Consider the following 17,714-nt stretch of genomic DNA (forward strand, 5'->3'; position numbering starts at 1 on the left):
GCTGCAGGCCTTAACCATACGCCGTTAACAAACCGCCAAACAGAACCCCTCGCACCCATAAAGGCGCGAGGGGCCTGTCAAATTCATCAAAAAGCGATCCGGAACTTCATGCCGCCGACGTAGTCGGGGTTATCAGCCCGAAGGTTTGATTGCGGACGCAGTTCTGCTCGGGCGAACAGGCTAAATTCGCCTGCGCCGTTCATCACTGGTGCAGCATAGTGCCCTTCGGCCACATAGCGGCGCGGCACGTCATTGGCGATGTCAAAGCTTTGCGTGACAACGCCGATTTCGCCTGTTTGACGGTCAATAACGGCGACTTGGTCGATCTCCATGAAACCACGCTCAAGTGTAAGCGGTTGTGCCATGGTGAAGCGCAGCCTGTCGTTTTCGCCCAACACCCCAACTTTCGATGCTCCCAGCTGAAATGCGCTGGAGAAATCATCGCGAACCTGGAATGCCGCATTGCGTGAAGAGCTGCTTGTTGAACCTGTTGCCGATCCAAAGACGCTGAGCCCGCTGCCGAGGTCGAAATCGGCCGCAACCGTCATGCCTGTAGTCCGCGTGCCATTGCCAAAATCCGACGGCTCCAACGAACGCACGCCGAACAGCGCATCGCGCTCATCCAGCATGGTGTAGGCAAGCGATATGGTCGATGCGCCAGAAAAGGCATAGTCCAAACGAACGGTGCTAGCTTGCGCCTCATAGTCGCCGCGCTCTTGGATGAGCGCGCGATCGGCAAGACCAAAGTCCTCACGTGCAATGCGTTCTTCAAGTGCGCCATCGCGGCGGCTGGTTGCAAAGCTGAGGTTCAATCCGTCAACCAATTCAGCGCGGGCAGCCATGTGCGCGCCGCCTGATGCAAAGCCCAAGAGTGGGTTCGCGCCACCAGTGATGGGGTTGTAATCGGACGTGAGGCCCAGACTGCGCTGACCGCCCAAAAGGGCAGTGCCGTCGCCATAGCCGAAAGCAAATCCAAATGAGCTGTCTGGGCCATTGACGATCACTGATGTTTCAAGATCAGGCCGAGCGAGAAACTGGTTCCCAACAACGACGTTTTGTGTGCCGCTAAATGCGAAAGACCATCCATCGCCCAATGGCATTGCTGCGGTCTGCTGCATGTCTGAGAAGCCTGCGGTGCCGCCCGAAGGGCCAGAACCCAGCCAGCCGACAAAGCGATTGTACATGAACTCGGACAGAGTGACGCCGCCGACCGACGTATCAAACATGCGTGATGAAAGAGGGATCAGGAAGTCGCGGCGCGTGTTCACCAGATCTTCGAACACGCTGAAATACATATCCTGCGCGGTCCAAGAAGATTGGAAGCCGCCTTCGAGCAACTGAGCCGATGAAAATTGCTCCGGCTGGTCCCACCAATTGCCATTTCGATTGTTCAGATAATACGTCAGATTGTTGAAATCGAGCGGAGCCTGGCTGCCTTCGATGTTGAGAAGACCGTGGCCATAAACCGCATCGACACCCGGCGCGCCGAGATCGGTCGCGCTTTCCAAGATCGCCTTGGCGACATCCTCGGGGAAATAGCGGAGCCACGGCCAGCGATCCTGCACAAGCGCGATGGCACCCGAAACGAGCGGCGTTGCAAACGAAGTTCCCGAAACTCGGGTGGTGCCGCCTTGGCCATCCGATGCCAGGATCATCTCACCCGGAGCGACAATGAAATGGTTCATCAACAGACCGCTTTGGCTGAGGTATGACCCATCGGCAAATGCAGGGTCCGAGCCATCGAAGGCAGCATTGTTTTCGCAAACACCGTTGTTGAGCAAGCATGCCGTTCCGGGGCGGTTTGAAAATGCAGAGATTTCCAGATTGGTGTCGACCGAACCGACAAGGATGAAGTTCGCGTCGAACGCTCCACCAAATTCGACATCGTTGGCCTGCGTAATGCCGTCATTGCCTGCTGCAATCACGAAAACCGAAGTGTTCAGCCACGTATCGGGAGATTCCACGAACACATCGCGCCATTCACCGGGCATCGCTTCGCCGCTGACCCCCAGCGAAAGGTTGATGACGTTTGCGCCGCGCTGGCGTACTTGCTTAATACCCTCGGTTACATCTGCCCAGCTAGCCGTGTAGGTTTCGTCGAACGGGTTGTAGGCAGCGATGAGTGAATTGGGGGCAATACCCATCACACCAAAGCCGTCATGGGGGGCCGCGATAAGGCTGCCAACAGCTGCGCCGTGCGACTGATCGAGAGTCTCGTACCCGCCCGAATAGATCACTTTCTGCGAAATGTCGGCGGTTTCAGCGACGAAGAAGTCGATCAGGCCTATAATGGATTTCGAACCACCGCTCTGCGCTTGGGTAATGCTTGGATTCCAATTGACCGCGTGCATCCAGTGATCGACCTGATCCATCCCGCTGAAATTCAGCAGATTGTCATACCAGTCGAGAACGAATGCCTGGCGTTCATAGCGTGTCCAATTCGGCAGATCGCTCAGATCGTCGCGGTTAACACCCCACTTTGCAAAGAAGGCATTGGCAAAGCCGCCCTTGAAGCCTTTGCCCGTGCGCTCTCTGATCGGATCTTTCCATTTGTTCCGGGCGCTTCGATACATCTTGTCGAGCGCAGCTTCCATGGCTGGGACATCGCCATATTCCCAAGCGACAAGTAGATCCGAGGCTTGTGGGACGAACTTGTCGGAGAATGTCCGGATACGCCCGATTTTGGGATCAATCTCGCCGCCTTCAGGCGTTAAGTCGCCCCAGAAAGAACGGATGTTGCCCTTAAATGGATCAATATCGTCTTCGAATGCGCGAATTCGGCCACCTAGTGAATCGATATCACCCTCGAATGTCCGGATGCGCCCGATAAATGGCTCAAGATCGCCTTCGAAGCTGCGAATTCGCCCACCGTTTGGATCGATCTCGCCCTCGAAGGTGCGGATGCGCCCGCCAAGTGGATCAAGCTCGCGCTCTCCGAATGAACGAATGCGGCCCCCAAGCGGATCGAGAGGACGCGTATCGTCTGTTGTCTCTTCTGAAGGGGGCGGAGGCGCCACCGGCTCGGATGGAAGTACAGGCTGCCCGCCGGGTAGCGCAGGTTGAGTCGCGGGAAGCGCGGGCTGTGATGGGATAGGAAACTGGAACCAACTGAAACCCTTCGCAAGTGCAGGCTGCGCTGTAGCAGCAGCGGCGATGGCAACGCTGGTTAGGAGAGTTTTTCTAACGGCCCGGCTTTTTATCATGTCGAGTGTCCTGACAATGCGACTCTTGGTTATCTTTGACAGTGCAACATGCCGGAGAAGACTTGCGCTTGGCGAAACGGGTACCGTTAATTCTGGGTTATCGCCCACCTATGTGAGGCCTGATGGTGATCGTTTACAGCCCGATCACGTCGGCCCGCTTCAGCATCAGGGAAGGGCCTGAATCCAATGAGGAAATAAGTGCATTTTGATCATTTAGGAACGCGATTAATGCCTCTAAAGACATCGGCTTGGCGATGTAGAAGCCCTGCAATTGATCGCAGCCCATCACCTTTAACAGAGCCAATTTTGTCGGATCATCGACGCCTTCTGCAGTGACGCTCAATCCCAGTGCGTGAGCAAGGTCTATTGTCGAGCGCACAATCATCGGATCACGATGTGAACGCGTCAGATCCTTGATGAACTCGCGGTCGATCTTGAGCTCTTGTGCGGGAATACGTTTGAGATACCGCAGGGAAGAAAGCCCGGTGCCGTAATCATCAATGGCGATTTCGGCTCCGGCAGCCTCATAAAGCTCAAGATTAGAAAGTGCATTGCTTGCGTGTTCGATAACAGAGGTTTCGGTGATCTCGATCCCGATCCTGCCCGACGCGCCTTTGATGATCTCGACGGCTTTCAAAGTGAACTCGCTATCTGAAATCACCGCGCCTGACAGGTTTACAAAGGTCTTGAGCTCAACGCCTGCATCAATCAGTTGAAGCTGGTCGGACACCGCGCGTTTCAGCGTCCACATCGTTAGATCCTGAATTACGCCGTGCTTTTCTGCGCACAGGATGACATCGCCAATCGTGTGTGAGCGGGCCGATCCTCCATCCCATCTGAACAGCGCCTCGGCCGCTCTAAATGTTTGATTGCGGACGTCTAATTTCGGCTGATAAGAGAGAGATACTTCGTCAGTTTTCAAGGCTTCTCGCAGATCGTTCGCGAGTTCGCGCGATGATTTTCGTCCTGAACTCGAACCAAATCCACCCGCAAAATTGACGAGCCTGTCCTTGTCCTGCTCGATTGAGTCCAAAGCGAGATCAAATGCTGATTGTGCTGCGGGAAAATGCTCGATCTCCGACAGTCCGGCTCGCGGCTTTTCAAAGCCCTGTTTTGCATTGGTGTAGGTATCTTCGCCGAGCACGCTTACCACAGCCTGCATTTTCGCGATTGCGTCATCCTGCGTGTCGGCTGTGAGAATGCATTGAATGGTCTCTTTACCAATCCGCTGAATACGCAGATCTTCAAACTGGCCGTCAATCGATTGGGCAAAGTTTGAAATGGCATGGTCGGTTGCCATATCGCCAGTTGCTTTGCGCAGGAGGGCGAGGGAGGGGAAGCAGATTACCGCCGCGAAACTCCTGTCGCCGCCAGCTGGCGAGGTTGTGGCAATACCCACGCCACCCTTTGTGTCGGCAGTTACCATTTCTTTGGAGGAAGCATTTGCTTTTACGGCGGAGGAGGCGGGTGCGTCCTTTTCTAGTGTTAGGCGCGCAGCACACCAGCCAAGCGTGGCAGCGCTTGCTGATATTCCGCAAATTAGAGCAATTTCTTCGCCAGTCATAAGCCGCGGGTAGCGTGAAAGTCTGAAGCATTGACTAACTTGCGGCAAGGATACCTGCTTGCTTTGATCTCATTGAATTTGATCAAGGGTCACGTCCACAACATCAAAATTTTACCGTCACTTAACCTTACTTGTTCATAATTAAGAGTACCCATAGACGCTGGCCGAACACGCCTACATTCGAAGGTTAGCCGCTGTAAGGCTGCAATTGAGATTTGCCACGGCGTTGCTCACGGCGTTCTGAGCAGGTAACTCGCAAAGCAGATTTGTCTGCTTGCCCAAGCTCTCACACAAATCTGGGCTGATCAAAATCGGTTAAGATCGCCAATTTGTTACCTGAGGTTCAACCACGAAAAAAGTTGTAAAATCCAAGGTTTTCTGCGCGGTCCAGCCCAAACCCTAACCTTTCGCTAACCATTAACTCGTATTCGCCCCTGTGTATGAATACGAAGGTACTCAATAGGTCGCTGTTTGCTACGTTAACTGCCGCTGCGTTAACGACTGGCTCGCCTGCGCTTGCAGACGGGATCAGCGCAGGCACGCTTATCGAGAACACAGCCACCGCCACATACGATGACGGGACCGGCGTTCAAACGGTGGATTCCAACACCGTAGTCGTGCGTGTGGACGAGCTCCTCGCCGTAACCGTTACCTCGCTTGATCCAGGGCCAATCTCCGCTGGTCCGGGTGAAGCGGTGCTTACGTTCGAGATCATCAACCAAGGCAACGGCCCCGAAGCATTCGAGCTGACAGCCAATCCTGCGGTCGCTGGAAATGACTTTGACACGACTATCGAAAGCATTGCTGTCGATACCAATGGCAACGGAACTTTTGATCCTGGCGTTGATGTAATCCTGACCAGACCCGAGACGACCGACGTTCTGCAAGCTGATGAAAGTCTTACGGTTTTCGTCATCGTTACAGTGCCCGCTGGCGCTTCTGACACCGATGAAAGCGACGTCGAGCTGACGGCAAGCGCCGTCACCGGAACCGGCGCGCCGGGCACAACCTTCGCAGGGGCTGGCGCTGACGGCGGCGATGCGATTGTCGGCACAGGCGGTGCGGAGGACAGCGCGATAGGATCACTGATCGTCGGCATTACCGACGTTGAACTAACCAAGTCAGCAGCGGTCATAGATCCATTCGGTGGAACCAGCGTGGTTCCCGGATCGGTCGTTACCTTCACCATCAGCGCAGCCATAGTTGGCAGCGGATCGGTCGACAATCTGACCGTAACCGACGCTATTCCCGACGACACGACTTACGTGCCCGGCACGCTCGCGCTCAATGGAGCGCCGTTAACCGACGCCACCGACACCGACGTGGGCGAAGCAAGCGATGCCACCGGCATCAGCGTCGATCTCGGCACCGTAGCCGGCGGAACCACCCAAGCCATCACCTTCGATGTGACCATCGATTGATTTTGACCAACCCTCAAGGGACCAACCTCATGACCAAGCTAACAAAAATAGTCGCAGCTGCTCTGGTCGCCGCACTCCCCGTAGTGCCGGTAACCGCCCAGGAAGCAACCGCTCCAACCGAGGCTGCTGAGCCCAATGTGAGCCTGCAGAGCGATGTGAAAGCCTACAAAGAAACCACAGACGCCGATGGCAATGTGTCGAGTGAACTTGTCGAGCCGACAGTTTTCACGCCGGGCACGCGCCTCAGCTTCGGCTTAAGCTATGAAAATAAGGGAAATTCACCTGCAACCGACGTGACAGCGACCAATCCGCTGCACGAAGCAGTGCAGCTTGCGCCTGATGCTGATCCGGCGCTGATCGTATCGGTCGACGGAGGCACAACCTTCGGGATCCTCGCCGATCTTCAAGTTGCAGACGAAACAGGGGCCACGCGGCCTGCCACCCATGATGATGTGACGCATGTCCGCTGGACAATCGCCGCCATTGCACCGGGTGAAAGCGGACGCGTCGCCTTTCCAGTGATCATTCGCTGACAAGCGAAAGGTAACCGCCAAGCTCCGTGGGCGGGCATTTTGACATGGGGCACACGCAAAGGACCACTATAATGAGAAAAACCACCCAATTGCTGGGTGCAGTGAGTGCAACGGCGCTCATTGTCATGTCCAGCAGTCCGGCCTTCGCGGAGGGTATCCGCGCGGGGACGGACATAACCAACAATGTCACTGTCCAATATCAAGTTGGCGGTGTGCAGCAGACCGATGCTACTGACAGCGATACTTTCGCGGTTGACCGCCGCGTCAATGTCGATGTCACAGCCATTGGCGGTGCTGTGAACACAAGCCCAGGGGCACAGAATGCGGCTCTGGCGTTTGACGTTACCAACCTTTCGAACGACGATATTGATCTTGCTTTGACCACGGCATTGACCGCGGGCACGGCAGGCAACATCTCTAACATCGAGATCTATCTCGATGCCGATGGTGACCGTGTTCTGAGCGCTGCTGAATTGGCAGCCGGCCCGATCACTTTCCTTGATGAGGTTGGCACCGATGTGACAACAGCTGTTATTGTTGTCGGCGATATTGATCTCGCCGCAGCCAATGGCGACTCGTTCGACATCGCTCTGGTGGCTGATGCACACGCTGCAGGTGCTGCCGGTCTAGGTACGGAACTTACTGAAAGCGCTGGCGATTCTACCGATCCAAGCGTTGTTGACACGGTTCTGGCCGACGGCAATGGCGGTACGGGCGAAGAAATCGACAATGACGGTGCTGATTCCGACGAAAACACTCTGAACGTCCAGGGCGCTCAGGTGACAGTCGTCAAATCCAGCCTCGTCGTGAGCGATCCGGTAAACGGGACCACGAACCCGAAAGCCATTCCTGGGGCGACAATTCTTTACTGCATCGCAGTTGAGAACGCTGCAGGCGCTGCAACCGCGACCAACATCAACGTACTCGATGACCTGCCTGCCGAAGTCGATTTCGACAGCGCGTTTGGCATCTTCGTTGATGCAACAGCAACGATCGCCAGCGGTGTTGCAACCTGTACGGTTCCGAGTGGATCGTCTGGCGGTACATTCAGCGCAGGCGGCGGCACTGGTGGTCTTGATCGCGTTTCAGGTTCGCTCAGCGATATCGCTGGCGGATCCACTGGCGCGCTCTACTTCCAAGTGACGATCCCGGCAGCCACGGCTCCAACGCCGTAAGCTGACCGAGCTGGTTCAACCTATGCGTGTACCCCCCTCTCTGAGGCGTTGGGCAGCAGCACTGCTTGCAGTGTTGCTGCCTTTTGCCGTGCTCGGAGAGGGGGCACTTGCGCAGAACAATGGTTCGAACCAAGGTGCTGATGTTATTCGCACTATTTCCAATATTGCGGAGGCAAGCTGGGAGTTTGGCGGCACCCGGTTTGATATTCAGTCCAATGAAGTTACGCTTGATGTGACTTTACCGCCGCCAGAAATCAGAACGCTTCGTCCCACCACTGATGGAGGTGAACCCATCACCTTCATTCAGCCGGTTTGCGATGGCAGAACGCTGTCGTTTGCCAACGTTCCACCGAACGCACCAGTGACGAGCAACACCCAAGACCCACAGACTACGAACGCAGAGCAGACGACCGTCATTCGTGCTGGCCAAACGCTGTTCTTCGAGATCAGGGCGCTGGGTGCAAACGTCGATCCTGATGCGATTGACACCCTGGACATCGAAATTGTGACATCCAGCGGCGACAGAGAGACCGAAACGATCTTTGAAACCGGCGAGAACACGGGTGTTTTCGTCGGTCAGATCGCAACGTCTCGCATTCCGCCTGCTCCTGTACAGGGCGATTGCCGTCTCAGCATCGCTGATGGCAATTCGATCACCATCTCGGCGTCCTTGCCGGGCGGAACCGACATTCTGGTCGAAACCAATGTCGAAGTTATGGCGGATCCGTTCGGCGTCGTCTTTGATAGTGAGACGGGCGAGCCTGTTGATGGCGCGGTCGTTACGCTGATTGATGTAGCGACTGGTCAGCCGGCAACGGTTTTTGCCGAAGATGGCGTAACTTCCTGGCCCTCAACGGTTATTTCGGGCGATCCGGTAACAGATGGTGCGGGTAATGTCATTGAGTTGGGCGCGGGTGAGTTTTGGTTCCCGCTCACATTCCTCGGCCAATATCGCCTTGATATCCAACCGCCTGATCCATACACGGCGCCATCTGTCGTTTCGCCAGAAGATCTTGCACAAATTACGCGTCCGGACGGCCGGGAATTTGTCATTCTTGATGCGTCGTATGGCGCGAGTTTCACGCTCGACAGCCCGATCCCTGTGCAGGTCGACATTCCTCTTGACCGGCCGAGCCTCGATATAACGCTGATCAAAACCGCTTCGCGCCAGCGGGTGGTTGCAGGCGATGTTGTGTTCTATTCGATCACGGCGACAAACCCCGATCCAGCGCGCGTGAAACGTAACGTGGTGATCACCGATATTCCATCACGCGATCTTCGTTTGCGACCGGACACGATCCGTGTGAATGGCGAACAAGTCACTGATGGCGTTACCATTTCTGGCGCTGGACGTCGCTTTGAAGTAAGCCTTGGCGACCTTGCCGCAGGGTCCGCAGCGCGTGTCACCTACGCGATGACTGTGCGTCCAGATGCTGCACCGGGTAGAGCGCTCAATGACGCGATCGTTGAAGACTCTCTTGGCCGGACCGCGCGCGCCAATGTCGCCATCGATATTGAACGCGACACCATTGCAGATCGGCTTACGATTATTGGCCGCGTCACCGACGGCCGGTGTTCAGTGCGCGATGAGGACCGCCGCGGCATTCCGGGCGTTCGCGTCATGCTCGAAGATGGCAGTTTTGCGATTACTGATGCGGATGGTCGCTACCATTTCGAAGGCGTCGTTCCTGGCACGCATGTCGTCGCGGTTTCGCCGATGACCCTGCCGGAAGGCTCTGAATTCATTGACTGCACGCGCTCGACGCGGAGCGCAGGCAGCGCCATTTCACGCTTCGTTCTGGGTCGTGGTGGGCAGCTGGTCGTGGTCGATTTCCACGCCGTCGTGCCTGAAGGTTCGCTTCCTGAGGCGGCTCCTCGCGCAGAAACCCGGCCAGATGGTGCAGGGGCTCTCGCCGTCAACGCTATCGCGACAGGCGAATTGCTGCCTGAACGCGGTGCTGAGGCACTTGTGGCCGCTGGCGTCCCGGGATCGACCGCCAAGGCTGCAACGAGCGAGGAAAAGGCAGAAGAGGCAAAAGAGACGAACTGGCTTTCGCTGGGCGATGGGCCCGATGGATTCCTCTCTCCGACAGAGAATGCAAACCCACGTGCTCCGGCCATCAATGTCGCAATCCGCCACCGCAAGGGCCAAAAAATTGAGCTTCGTGTTGACGGCGAGCCAGTGAACCCGCTTTCCTTTGATGGCACTCTAAATGCGACGCAGGGCAAGCACGCTGTCAGCACATGGCGCGGCGTTATGCTCGAGAACGAACGTACGGTGCTTGAGGCGGACATTATCAATTCGTTTGGTGAGATCAGCAAAACGATCACGCGCGAGGTGTTCTTCACTACCACACCGACCAAGGTTCAGCTGGTGCCTGAACTTTCAAACCTCGTAGCAGATGGCCGCACACGTCCCGTTGTCGCCATCCGCGTGCTTGATCGCAATGATCGTCCATTGCGTGAGGGTATCGCCGGTAATTTCGTGCTCAACGCGCCCTATGAGAGCGCTGAGCAGCTCGACCGTCAGCAATTGAACCAGCTCACGGGGCTTGCCCCAAGTTCTGCGCGCTGGGTCGTCGAAGGCAAAGAAGGCATTGCCCTTATCGAACTTGCACCGACCATGGTCAGCGGTTCGCTACGCCTCGATTTCCTGTTTGATGATGGCGAAATCGTGCGCGAGCAGCAGCTTGAGGCGTGGATTGAGCCTGGAGATATCGAATGGACCATCGTTGGTCTTGCTGAGGGGACGATTGGTGCAAAATCGGTTGCCGACAATATGGAGCGTGCGAGCGATTTTGACAGCGATCTGGGCGAAGATGCTCGCGTGGCGCTGTATGCAAAAGGGCGCGTGCTGGGCAAATACCTGCTGACGCTCGCCTATGATAGCGCCAAACAGCGCGAAGATCAGCGTGTGCTCGGCACCATCGATCCTCAAGCCTACTACACCGTGTTCGCCGATGGATCGCTGCGCCGCTTTGATGCCGCGAGCCGTGAAAAGCTTTATGTGCGGATCGAGACATCGACCTTCTACGCGCTCTATGGCGATTTCGTCACTGCCTTCGATCAGACCCGTCTTGCTCGCTACAATCGCACCGCAACCGGTTTCAACGGCGAAGCCCGCCTTGGCGATAATATTCAGGCGCAGGCATTTGCTGCTGATATCTCCAGCCGCCTGCAGCGCGAGGAAATTCAGGGGCAGGGTATCTCAGGCCCGTATCAGCTTGGCAGCCGCCGCGTACTCGCAAACAGCGAGATCGTTACTCTGCAAGTGCGCGACCGTTTCCGTTCAGAGATTATCGTTACAGAACGCCAGCTTACGCGCTTCATTGACTACGATCTCGACCTTTTGACGGGTACGATAACCTTTGCTGAACCAGTCTTGAGCCGTGATGCGAATCTCAACCCGCAATTCATTGTAATTGAATACGAAGTTGATGGATTGGGCCAATCTGAGATTAACGCGGGCGCCCGTGTCGACTGGACCAGCGACGATGGCGATCACCGCATTGGCTTCAGCGCAATCACTGACAAGGGCGAGGGGGCTCGCACCACAATCGGGGCGGTCGATCTGCGCTCTGCCGTAACCGAGAACACAGAAGTTCGCGCCGAGTTTGCCGTCAGTCGCCGCGATAATGAAGATTCGCTGGGCTGGCTCGTTGAAGCGCAACACCAGACCGGCAAGCTCGACTTACTCGCTTATGCACGCCAGCTGGATCAGGAATACGGCGTTGGTCAGCAGAACGGCGTTGATCTGGGCCGCCGCCGTTTCGGCTTGGATGCGCGCGTTTTGATCGATGACAATCTCAGCGTTCTTGGCAGCGTTTGGCAAGATGACAGCCTGACCGATGACACGCGTCGCCGTGCTGCGCAGGCGCAGGTCACGTACACCAAGCAGACGACGGATTTCCGGGTAGGCCTCACGCATTTCAACGATCGTCTGAACGATGGGACCAACAACACCTCGACCGTCGCAGAAGCGGGCGTGACGCAGCGCCTGTTTGAGAACAAGCTGGAATTGAGCGCATCGACTGCCATCGCACTAGATGAAGCCGAGAGCGTTGATCTGCCCGCGCGCCATCGCTTTGGCGTGCGTTATGCGATTACGCCTGATGTTCGGCTTGTTGGCACATACGAGATCGCCGATGGCGAGAATATCGATGCGCGTTCAGTGCGTGCCGGTGTCGAAGTGACGCCGTGGCAGGGCGGGCGCATAATCACGCAGCTGGGCGAGGAAAGCATCAATGAATTCGGCAATCGTTCTTTCGCTGCATTTGGCCTCTCGCAGACGCTCCAAGTCTCGAAAGAACTGACGCTCGATGCGACGCTTGATGGCAGCCGCACTCTTAACGGTGCGCCTGATGACAGCGATCTTGTTAATCCGCTGCAGCCGGCTGCAAGCGGCGGTCAGCTGACATCGGGCCTCAATTTTGAAGATTTCACCGCGGTCACTTTCGGTGCTGCCTGGCGCAAGGATCGCTGGAGCCTGACGGCGCGCGGCGAATACCGCGATGGCGAACTGGCTGATCGCACCGGGGTGACATTTGGCGCCATCCGCCAGCTGGGCGAGGGCAGCATTGTGGGATCCGGCGCAACATGGACACGTGCGGAAACGCCGAATGGCGCAACCACCGAAATCTTCGATGCAAGCCTCGCTTTCGCGCACCGTCCGGACAATTCCGAAGTCGCCATGCTCGGTAAGCTAGAATACCGCAGCGATTTTGTGACCGATGCCATCGCGGGCGAAGTTGCTGGCGCGGGCCTCAGCGCACTGATCGTTGATGGCGATGCGAAATCGCGCCGTCTGGTAGGCAGCTGGTCTGGCAACTGGTCCCCGCGCGGTTGGGACGAGGATGAGTTTGGCATCGAGCATCAAACGCGCCGCGATGAATACGGCCTGTTCCTCGGCGCTCGCTACAATCTTGACGAATTCGAGGGCACGGAATTTTCGGGCACAACCGTGCTCGCAGGCCTTGATGCGCGCATGGGCGTAGGCGAGCGGTTCGAGCTGGGAGTGACCGGAACGGTCCGCGCGAATTTGGAAGACGATGTGACGAGCTTCTCTTACGGGCCGCAAATTGGGTTTGTACCGACTGATGGGGTATTGCTGACAGTTGGTTATAACGTCGATGGTTTCCGCGATGGCGATTTTGCCGAAGCGCGCAACACGAACAAGGGCGTGTACGCTGCGATCCGCGCCAAGTTTGACCTCAACTCATTTAGCTTCCTTGGATTGGGTCGGTGACCGGGCGCGGTAATCAGATTGTGCAAGCGATTACGAGACTGTTTTTTGCAGCGCTCGCGTTGGCGTTTGCGCAGCCTGCGTTTGCCCAGGCGACATTCACCTACGTCGTCACCAATGACGGTGCTATCAATGGGTCGACCACATGCACCGCGCCTTTGGTGCGGAATTTCGTCGTATCCGATGCTTTCACTGTCGCGGATGTCAATTTGGGCTTTTTCGCGACGCACACCTGGCGCGGCGACATTCGCGTCACGCTTCAAGCGCCTGATGGCACGCGAGTGCAACTGGTGGATGGCGAGGTCAACAACACCAATGGCGACAACATCAATGTGCTGCTGGATGATGCAGCGACGGTCACGGTGAACTCAACGAACATCACTGCCGCACATTCGACCGCTAATCCGCCGCCCTTTGAGAATTTTCGTGTGCCCAATTCTGCCTTGTCCGCTTTCAATAGCTTGGCGAGCAGCGGCACTTGGCGGCTTGAAATCTGCGACATTTTTTCGGGGCAGGATAACGGGACATTCCGCCATGCCGAGCTTTATCTAAGATCGCAGCCAACAAACTTCGCTGACTTGTCCTTGACCAAGTCACCAATCGGCTCGCCGCCTGTTCAGGGAGGCACCGCGACGTGGCGATTGAGAGTCACCAATGACGCGTCTTCAAACCTGGCGGCGACTGGCGTGGTTGTGCGCGACACTCTTCCCGCAAGCTTTACTTTCGGAAGCGCGAGCGGCGATGGTTCGTTCAATTCCGCAACAGGTGATTGGACTTTGCCCAATCTTGCTCCCGGCGCCAGCGCGACCATCACTATATCAGGCACGGTATCTTCTGCAGCCGGCACGACTGTCACGAACATCGCTGAGATAATCTCCGCGAATGAGGCTGATATCGATTCCGCCGTGAATAATGGCGTGACGAGCGAAGATGATTACGCTTCTTCCAGCATTGTTGTTCAAGCCGGGCGACCTCCGGGCGTCCCGCCAGTGCTTTCCTGCCCGGCAGGCTTTTCCGTATTCGACTGGGATACCATCTCGGGCTGGACAGCTGGATCGATCGACAATTCTTATGCGTTTCAGACCTTTGGGAATATCCGTTTCCAGCTCACCAATGATGGTGCCTACGTCAACAACGCGGCATTTGGCGGACAGTCTCCCACCGTTTTCAACGCTTTTACGGGCGGTTTGAACCCTGCTGAAGACAGTCTGACTGTACTAGCCAATCAGGCGAACACTGCTGGCGCGGTTGATATCGACATCACTTTGCCGCGCAGTTTTTCCAGCCTGCAATTCACCATCTTCGATGTCGATTTCAATTCAGGTCAGTTTACCGACCGTGTGGAAGTTGTCGGTTTCAATGGCGCAGCGACAGTCATCCCCACGCTGACCAACGGAAACGTCAATCAGGTTACCGGCAATGTGGCAGTGGGTGATGGCGGTTCAAACAACGATCAGGCACTGGGCAATGTTGTTGTAACATTCACGCAGCCGGTAGACAGGGTGCTGGTCACTTATGGGAACGATTCCACAGCACCCGCTGATCCGGGACAACAGGGTATTGGCCTCCACGATATTACGGTCTGCAATCCTTTTGCCAATGTGACAGTGAGCAAGATCAGCTCGGTCATATCAGACCCCACCAATGGCACGACCAATCCAAAGGCTATTCCCGGTGCTATCGTCGAATACCTGATCACGGTCGCCAATTCAGGCACGGATGCAACCGATGCAGACAGCGTCATCGTTTGGGACGATGGCCCTGCTGATGCAAAATTCTGCCAAGTTGACCAAGCCATTGGGCCGGTGGTCTTTGGGGATCCGGGAAGCAATTCTGGTCTGACATATAGCTTTGTCAGCATTGGCTCTGGCACTGACGATATCGAATTTTCCAACAATGACGCGGGCAGTTTTGCCTACACCCCTGTCGCTGATCCGGATGGCTGCGACGAGGCGGTCACCGATTTCCGCGTAACACTTGGCGGAGCGCTTTCAGCTGGCGGCAATTTCACCCTGCGAGTGCGCTATATCGTCAAATAGGCTCGCTTTTCCCCGCACGGGGTGATGAGCAAAAATGACTGGTCCACTTGCGGCAATTGCTTTGCTAGGGCGATTCCCATGACTGATTGGGTATCAAAGGTGCAGTCCGCTTGCGACGCGGCACGGGTTTATTGTGATGTGGTTCGGGCCACAGTTTCGGGCCGTTTGGATGGCCCTGATGCACTCAACCGCGAACAGCACGCCGTTCATGGCTTTGCGTGGATTGCCTCGAGCGTGGCGGCACTTGAGGCGACTGCCGATTGGGCTGTGAGGGCACAATCGCAGGGCCGCTTTGGCAGGATCGAGGAATTGGTGCTCGCCATCGGGTTTGGTGAATACTGCGCGCAGCTTGCGCATGGCGTACCCATGAGCGCGAGTGAAGTTGTGCGGCCGCAAGCATTGGGCGCGGCAGATGCGGCGTCCCGGTTCGCTTCAAATGAAACGGTCTCATATGTGATCAGTCATGGCAATACAGCGCAAAACAGGGTGGAGCTTGCCGTACTGCTAGGCGAAGGCGCTCGTCCTGATGAAAGCCTCGGCGAAGAAACGCTCGATCTGATCCGCGATCAATTCCGCAGCTTCACTGCCGACAGGATCACGCCTCATGCTCACCAATGGCATCTCGACGACGCGCTGATACCTGACGCTGTGATTGGACAAATGGCCGATCTGGGCGTCTTTGGCATTTGCATAGATGAACGCTTCGGCGGGCTGGGCATGGGCAAGCTTGCCATGTCGATTGTCTCAGAAGAGTTGTCGCGCGGCTGGATTTGTGCAGGTTCTCTCGGCACGCGGTCAGAGATTGCGGGTGAACTGATCGGAGAGAACGGAACCGAGGAGCAAAAGGCCAAATTCCTCCCCGGTATCGCGTCAGGCGAAATCCTGCCCACTGCGGTGTTCACGGAACCAGACACTGGATCAGACCTCGCCGGTGTTCGCACCAGAGCAAAGCGCGACGGCGATCATTGGCGGGTAAACGGCGCGAAAACCTGGATCACGCATGGCGCACGCGCTGATGTGATGACAATGCTGGTGCGCACCGATCCAGAAGCGCCGGGCTATCGCGGGCTATCAATGCTGCTTGCGGAGAAAACACGCGGAAGCGACGCCAATCCTTTCCCCGATCCCGGAATTGATGGGAGCGAGATTGAAGTCTTGGGCTATCGCGGAATGAAGGAATATGCGCTGGGCTTTGACGATTTCAAAGTTGCCAGCGATGCCCTGCTGGGCGGTGAAGAAGGGCAAGGGTTCAAGCAGCTGATGCGCACATTTGAAGGCGCGCGTATCCAGACAGCAGCGCGCGCGATTGGCGTTGCCTGGAATGCGTTCGACTTGGCGCTAGATTACGCGCAGGGACGTAAGCAGTTTGGTGAGCCGCTCACCCAATTCCCGAGAGTTTCGGACAAGCTGGCGCTGATGGCGTGCGAAATCGTGATGAGCCGGGAGCTTACTTACTTTGCCGCGCGGCAAAAAGATCGCGGAGACCGCTGCGATATCGAAGCGGGCATGGCCAAACTGCTGGCAGCGCGGACAGCTTGGATTGCAGCGGATCAGGCCGTGCAAATCCATGGCGGCAATGGGTACGCGCTCGAGTACCCGATAAGCCGTGTTTTGTGCGATGCCCGGATCCTCAACATCTTTGAAGGCGCAGCGGAAATTCAGGCGCAGGTGATCGGGCGCGGTCTTTTGAAGGATCAGCGGGCAAAAGTTGCCGCCTAATTCGCACTAACCCATGAGGCCAATTGACGGAGCCGTAAGGTTGGTTAATGCGCCCGGCGATGGATTTGATTGATCCCAACAGCCCTTCGCTTCCCGCACCGCCCTCACTACCGGCTTGGGCGGCCCCGGGCAGGCCTTCGCTGTTTCTCGATTTCGATGGCACTCTTGTTGATATCGCAAGCGGGCCAGATGCGATTGAGCCAAGACAGCGTTTGGCCCAAGACCTTTGCAGACTTGCCGAAAAGTTGGAAGGCGCACTCGCCATCATCAGCGGGCGGGGTATTGCTGATATCGAAAAGCACATCGGTCCCATAGAGGTCGCAGCGGCTGGATCGCACGGGAGCGATATCCGCCGCGCAGATGGCAGCAATGTGGGCGACCCGCCCCAAGCTTTACCCGAAGCGATGGAAGCGCGGCTGCGCGCGTTCGCGAGAGAGAACGGGCTGGATTTCGAGTACAAGCCGCATGGCGGCGCGCTTCACTACCGCTCTTCTCCTGATCAGGAGGATGCTGCCAAAGGCTTTGCCGCGCAATTGGCCAGGGACCATGGCTGGGAACTGCAACATGGCAAATGCGTGGTTGAGCTCGTCGAGGGGCATTCGGACAAAGGGACAGCCGTTGCCGCCTTCATGGAAGAGGCGCCCTTTGCCGGAACGAAGCCGTTGTTCATCGGCGATGATCTGACAGATGAAAAAGGCTTTGCCGCGTGTGAGACGCTTGGCGGGGGCGGCATTCTGGTTGGTGACCGTACGCCTACGAAAGCACACTACAGATTGCCCGATGTGGCTTCCGTCCATCGCTGGCTCGGCCTATAGAGG

General features: G+C 56.7%; 9 protein-coding genes. 7 read left to right on the forward strand and 2 right to left on the reverse strand.

The window, feature by feature from the left end:
* Positions 1 to 86: 86 nt before the first annotated feature.
* Both AUC45_RS00715 and AUC45_RS00720 read right to left on the reverse strand, forming a co-directional pair.
* On the reverse strand, positions 87 to 3,203 hold the full coding sequence (locus AUC45_RS00715) for a S8 family serine peptidase (RefSeq protein WP_067596875.1): 3,117 nt from the start codon (positions 3,201 to 3,203) through the stop codon (positions 87 to 89).
* Between the two features lie 133 nt (positions 3,204 to 3,336).
* Positions 3,337 to 4,602 (reverse strand): EAL domain-containing protein, encoded by a 1,266-nt coding sequence (locus tag AUC45_RS00720; protein WP_197409477.1) that lies wholly within the window; start codon positions 4,600 to 4,602, stop codon positions 3,337 to 3,339.
* Between the two features lie 605 nt (positions 4,603 to 5,207).
* Between AUC45_RS00720 and AUC45_RS00725 the strand changes: the two genes are divergently transcribed.
* The 7 genes from AUC45_RS00725 (at position 5,208) to otsB (ending at position 17,711) form a co-directional block, all read left to right on the forward strand.
* Positions 5,208 to 6,188, forward strand: a complete 981-nt coding sequence (locus AUC45_RS00725) for a hypothetical protein (protein ID WP_067596879.1) — start codon at positions 5,208 to 5,210, stop codon at positions 6,186 to 6,188.
* A gap of 29 nt (positions 6,189 to 6,217) precedes the next feature.
* Positions 6,218 to 6,721 (forward strand): hypothetical protein, encoded by a 504-nt coding sequence (locus tag AUC45_RS00730; protein WP_067596881.1) that lies wholly within the window; start codon positions 6,218 to 6,220, stop codon positions 6,719 to 6,721.
* A gap of 71 nt (positions 6,722 to 6,792) precedes the next feature.
* Positions 6,793 to 7,896 (forward strand): DUF11 domain-containing protein, encoded by a 1,104-nt coding sequence (locus AUC45_RS00735; RefSeq protein ID WP_067596883.1) that lies wholly within the window; start codon positions 6,793 to 6,795, stop codon positions 7,894 to 7,896.
* Between the two features lie 22 nt (positions 7,897 to 7,918).
* A complete protein-coding gene (locus tag AUC45_RS00740) occupies positions 7,919 to 13,141 on the forward strand; it encodes a DUF11 domain-containing protein (RefSeq protein ID WP_082700897.1) in 5,223 nt (1,740 codons plus the stop codon).
* Positions 13,138 to 15,177: a proprotein convertase P-domain-containing protein gene (locus AUC45_RS00745; protein ID WP_067596887.1), complete on the forward strand. Its 2,040-nt coding sequence runs from the start codon at positions 13,138 to 13,140 to the stop codon at positions 15,175 to 15,177. Before AUC45_RS00740 ends, AUC45_RS00745 begins: the two co-directional genes overlap by 4 nt.
* Before the next feature lie 78 nt (positions 15,178 to 15,255).
* Positions 15,256 to 16,896, forward strand: a complete 1,641-nt coding sequence (locus tag AUC45_RS00750) for an acyl-CoA dehydrogenase family protein (protein ID WP_067596889.1) — start codon at positions 15,256 to 15,258, stop codon at positions 16,894 to 16,896.
* A gap of 59 nt (positions 16,897 to 16,955) precedes the next feature.
* Complete coding sequence (gene otsB / locus AUC45_RS00755; RefSeq protein ID WP_067596891.1) at positions 16,956 to 17,711, forward strand: trehalose-phosphatase; 756 nt, start codon at positions 16,956 to 16,958, stop codon at positions 17,709 to 17,711.
* Positions 17,712 to 17,714 lie beyond the last annotated feature (3 nt).

The sequence above is a fragment of the Erythrobacter sp. YT30 genome (genome assembly GCF_001542875.1).
Taxonomy (GTDB): Bacteria; Pseudomonadota; Alphaproteobacteria; order Sphingomonadales; family Sphingomonadaceae; genus Erythrobacter.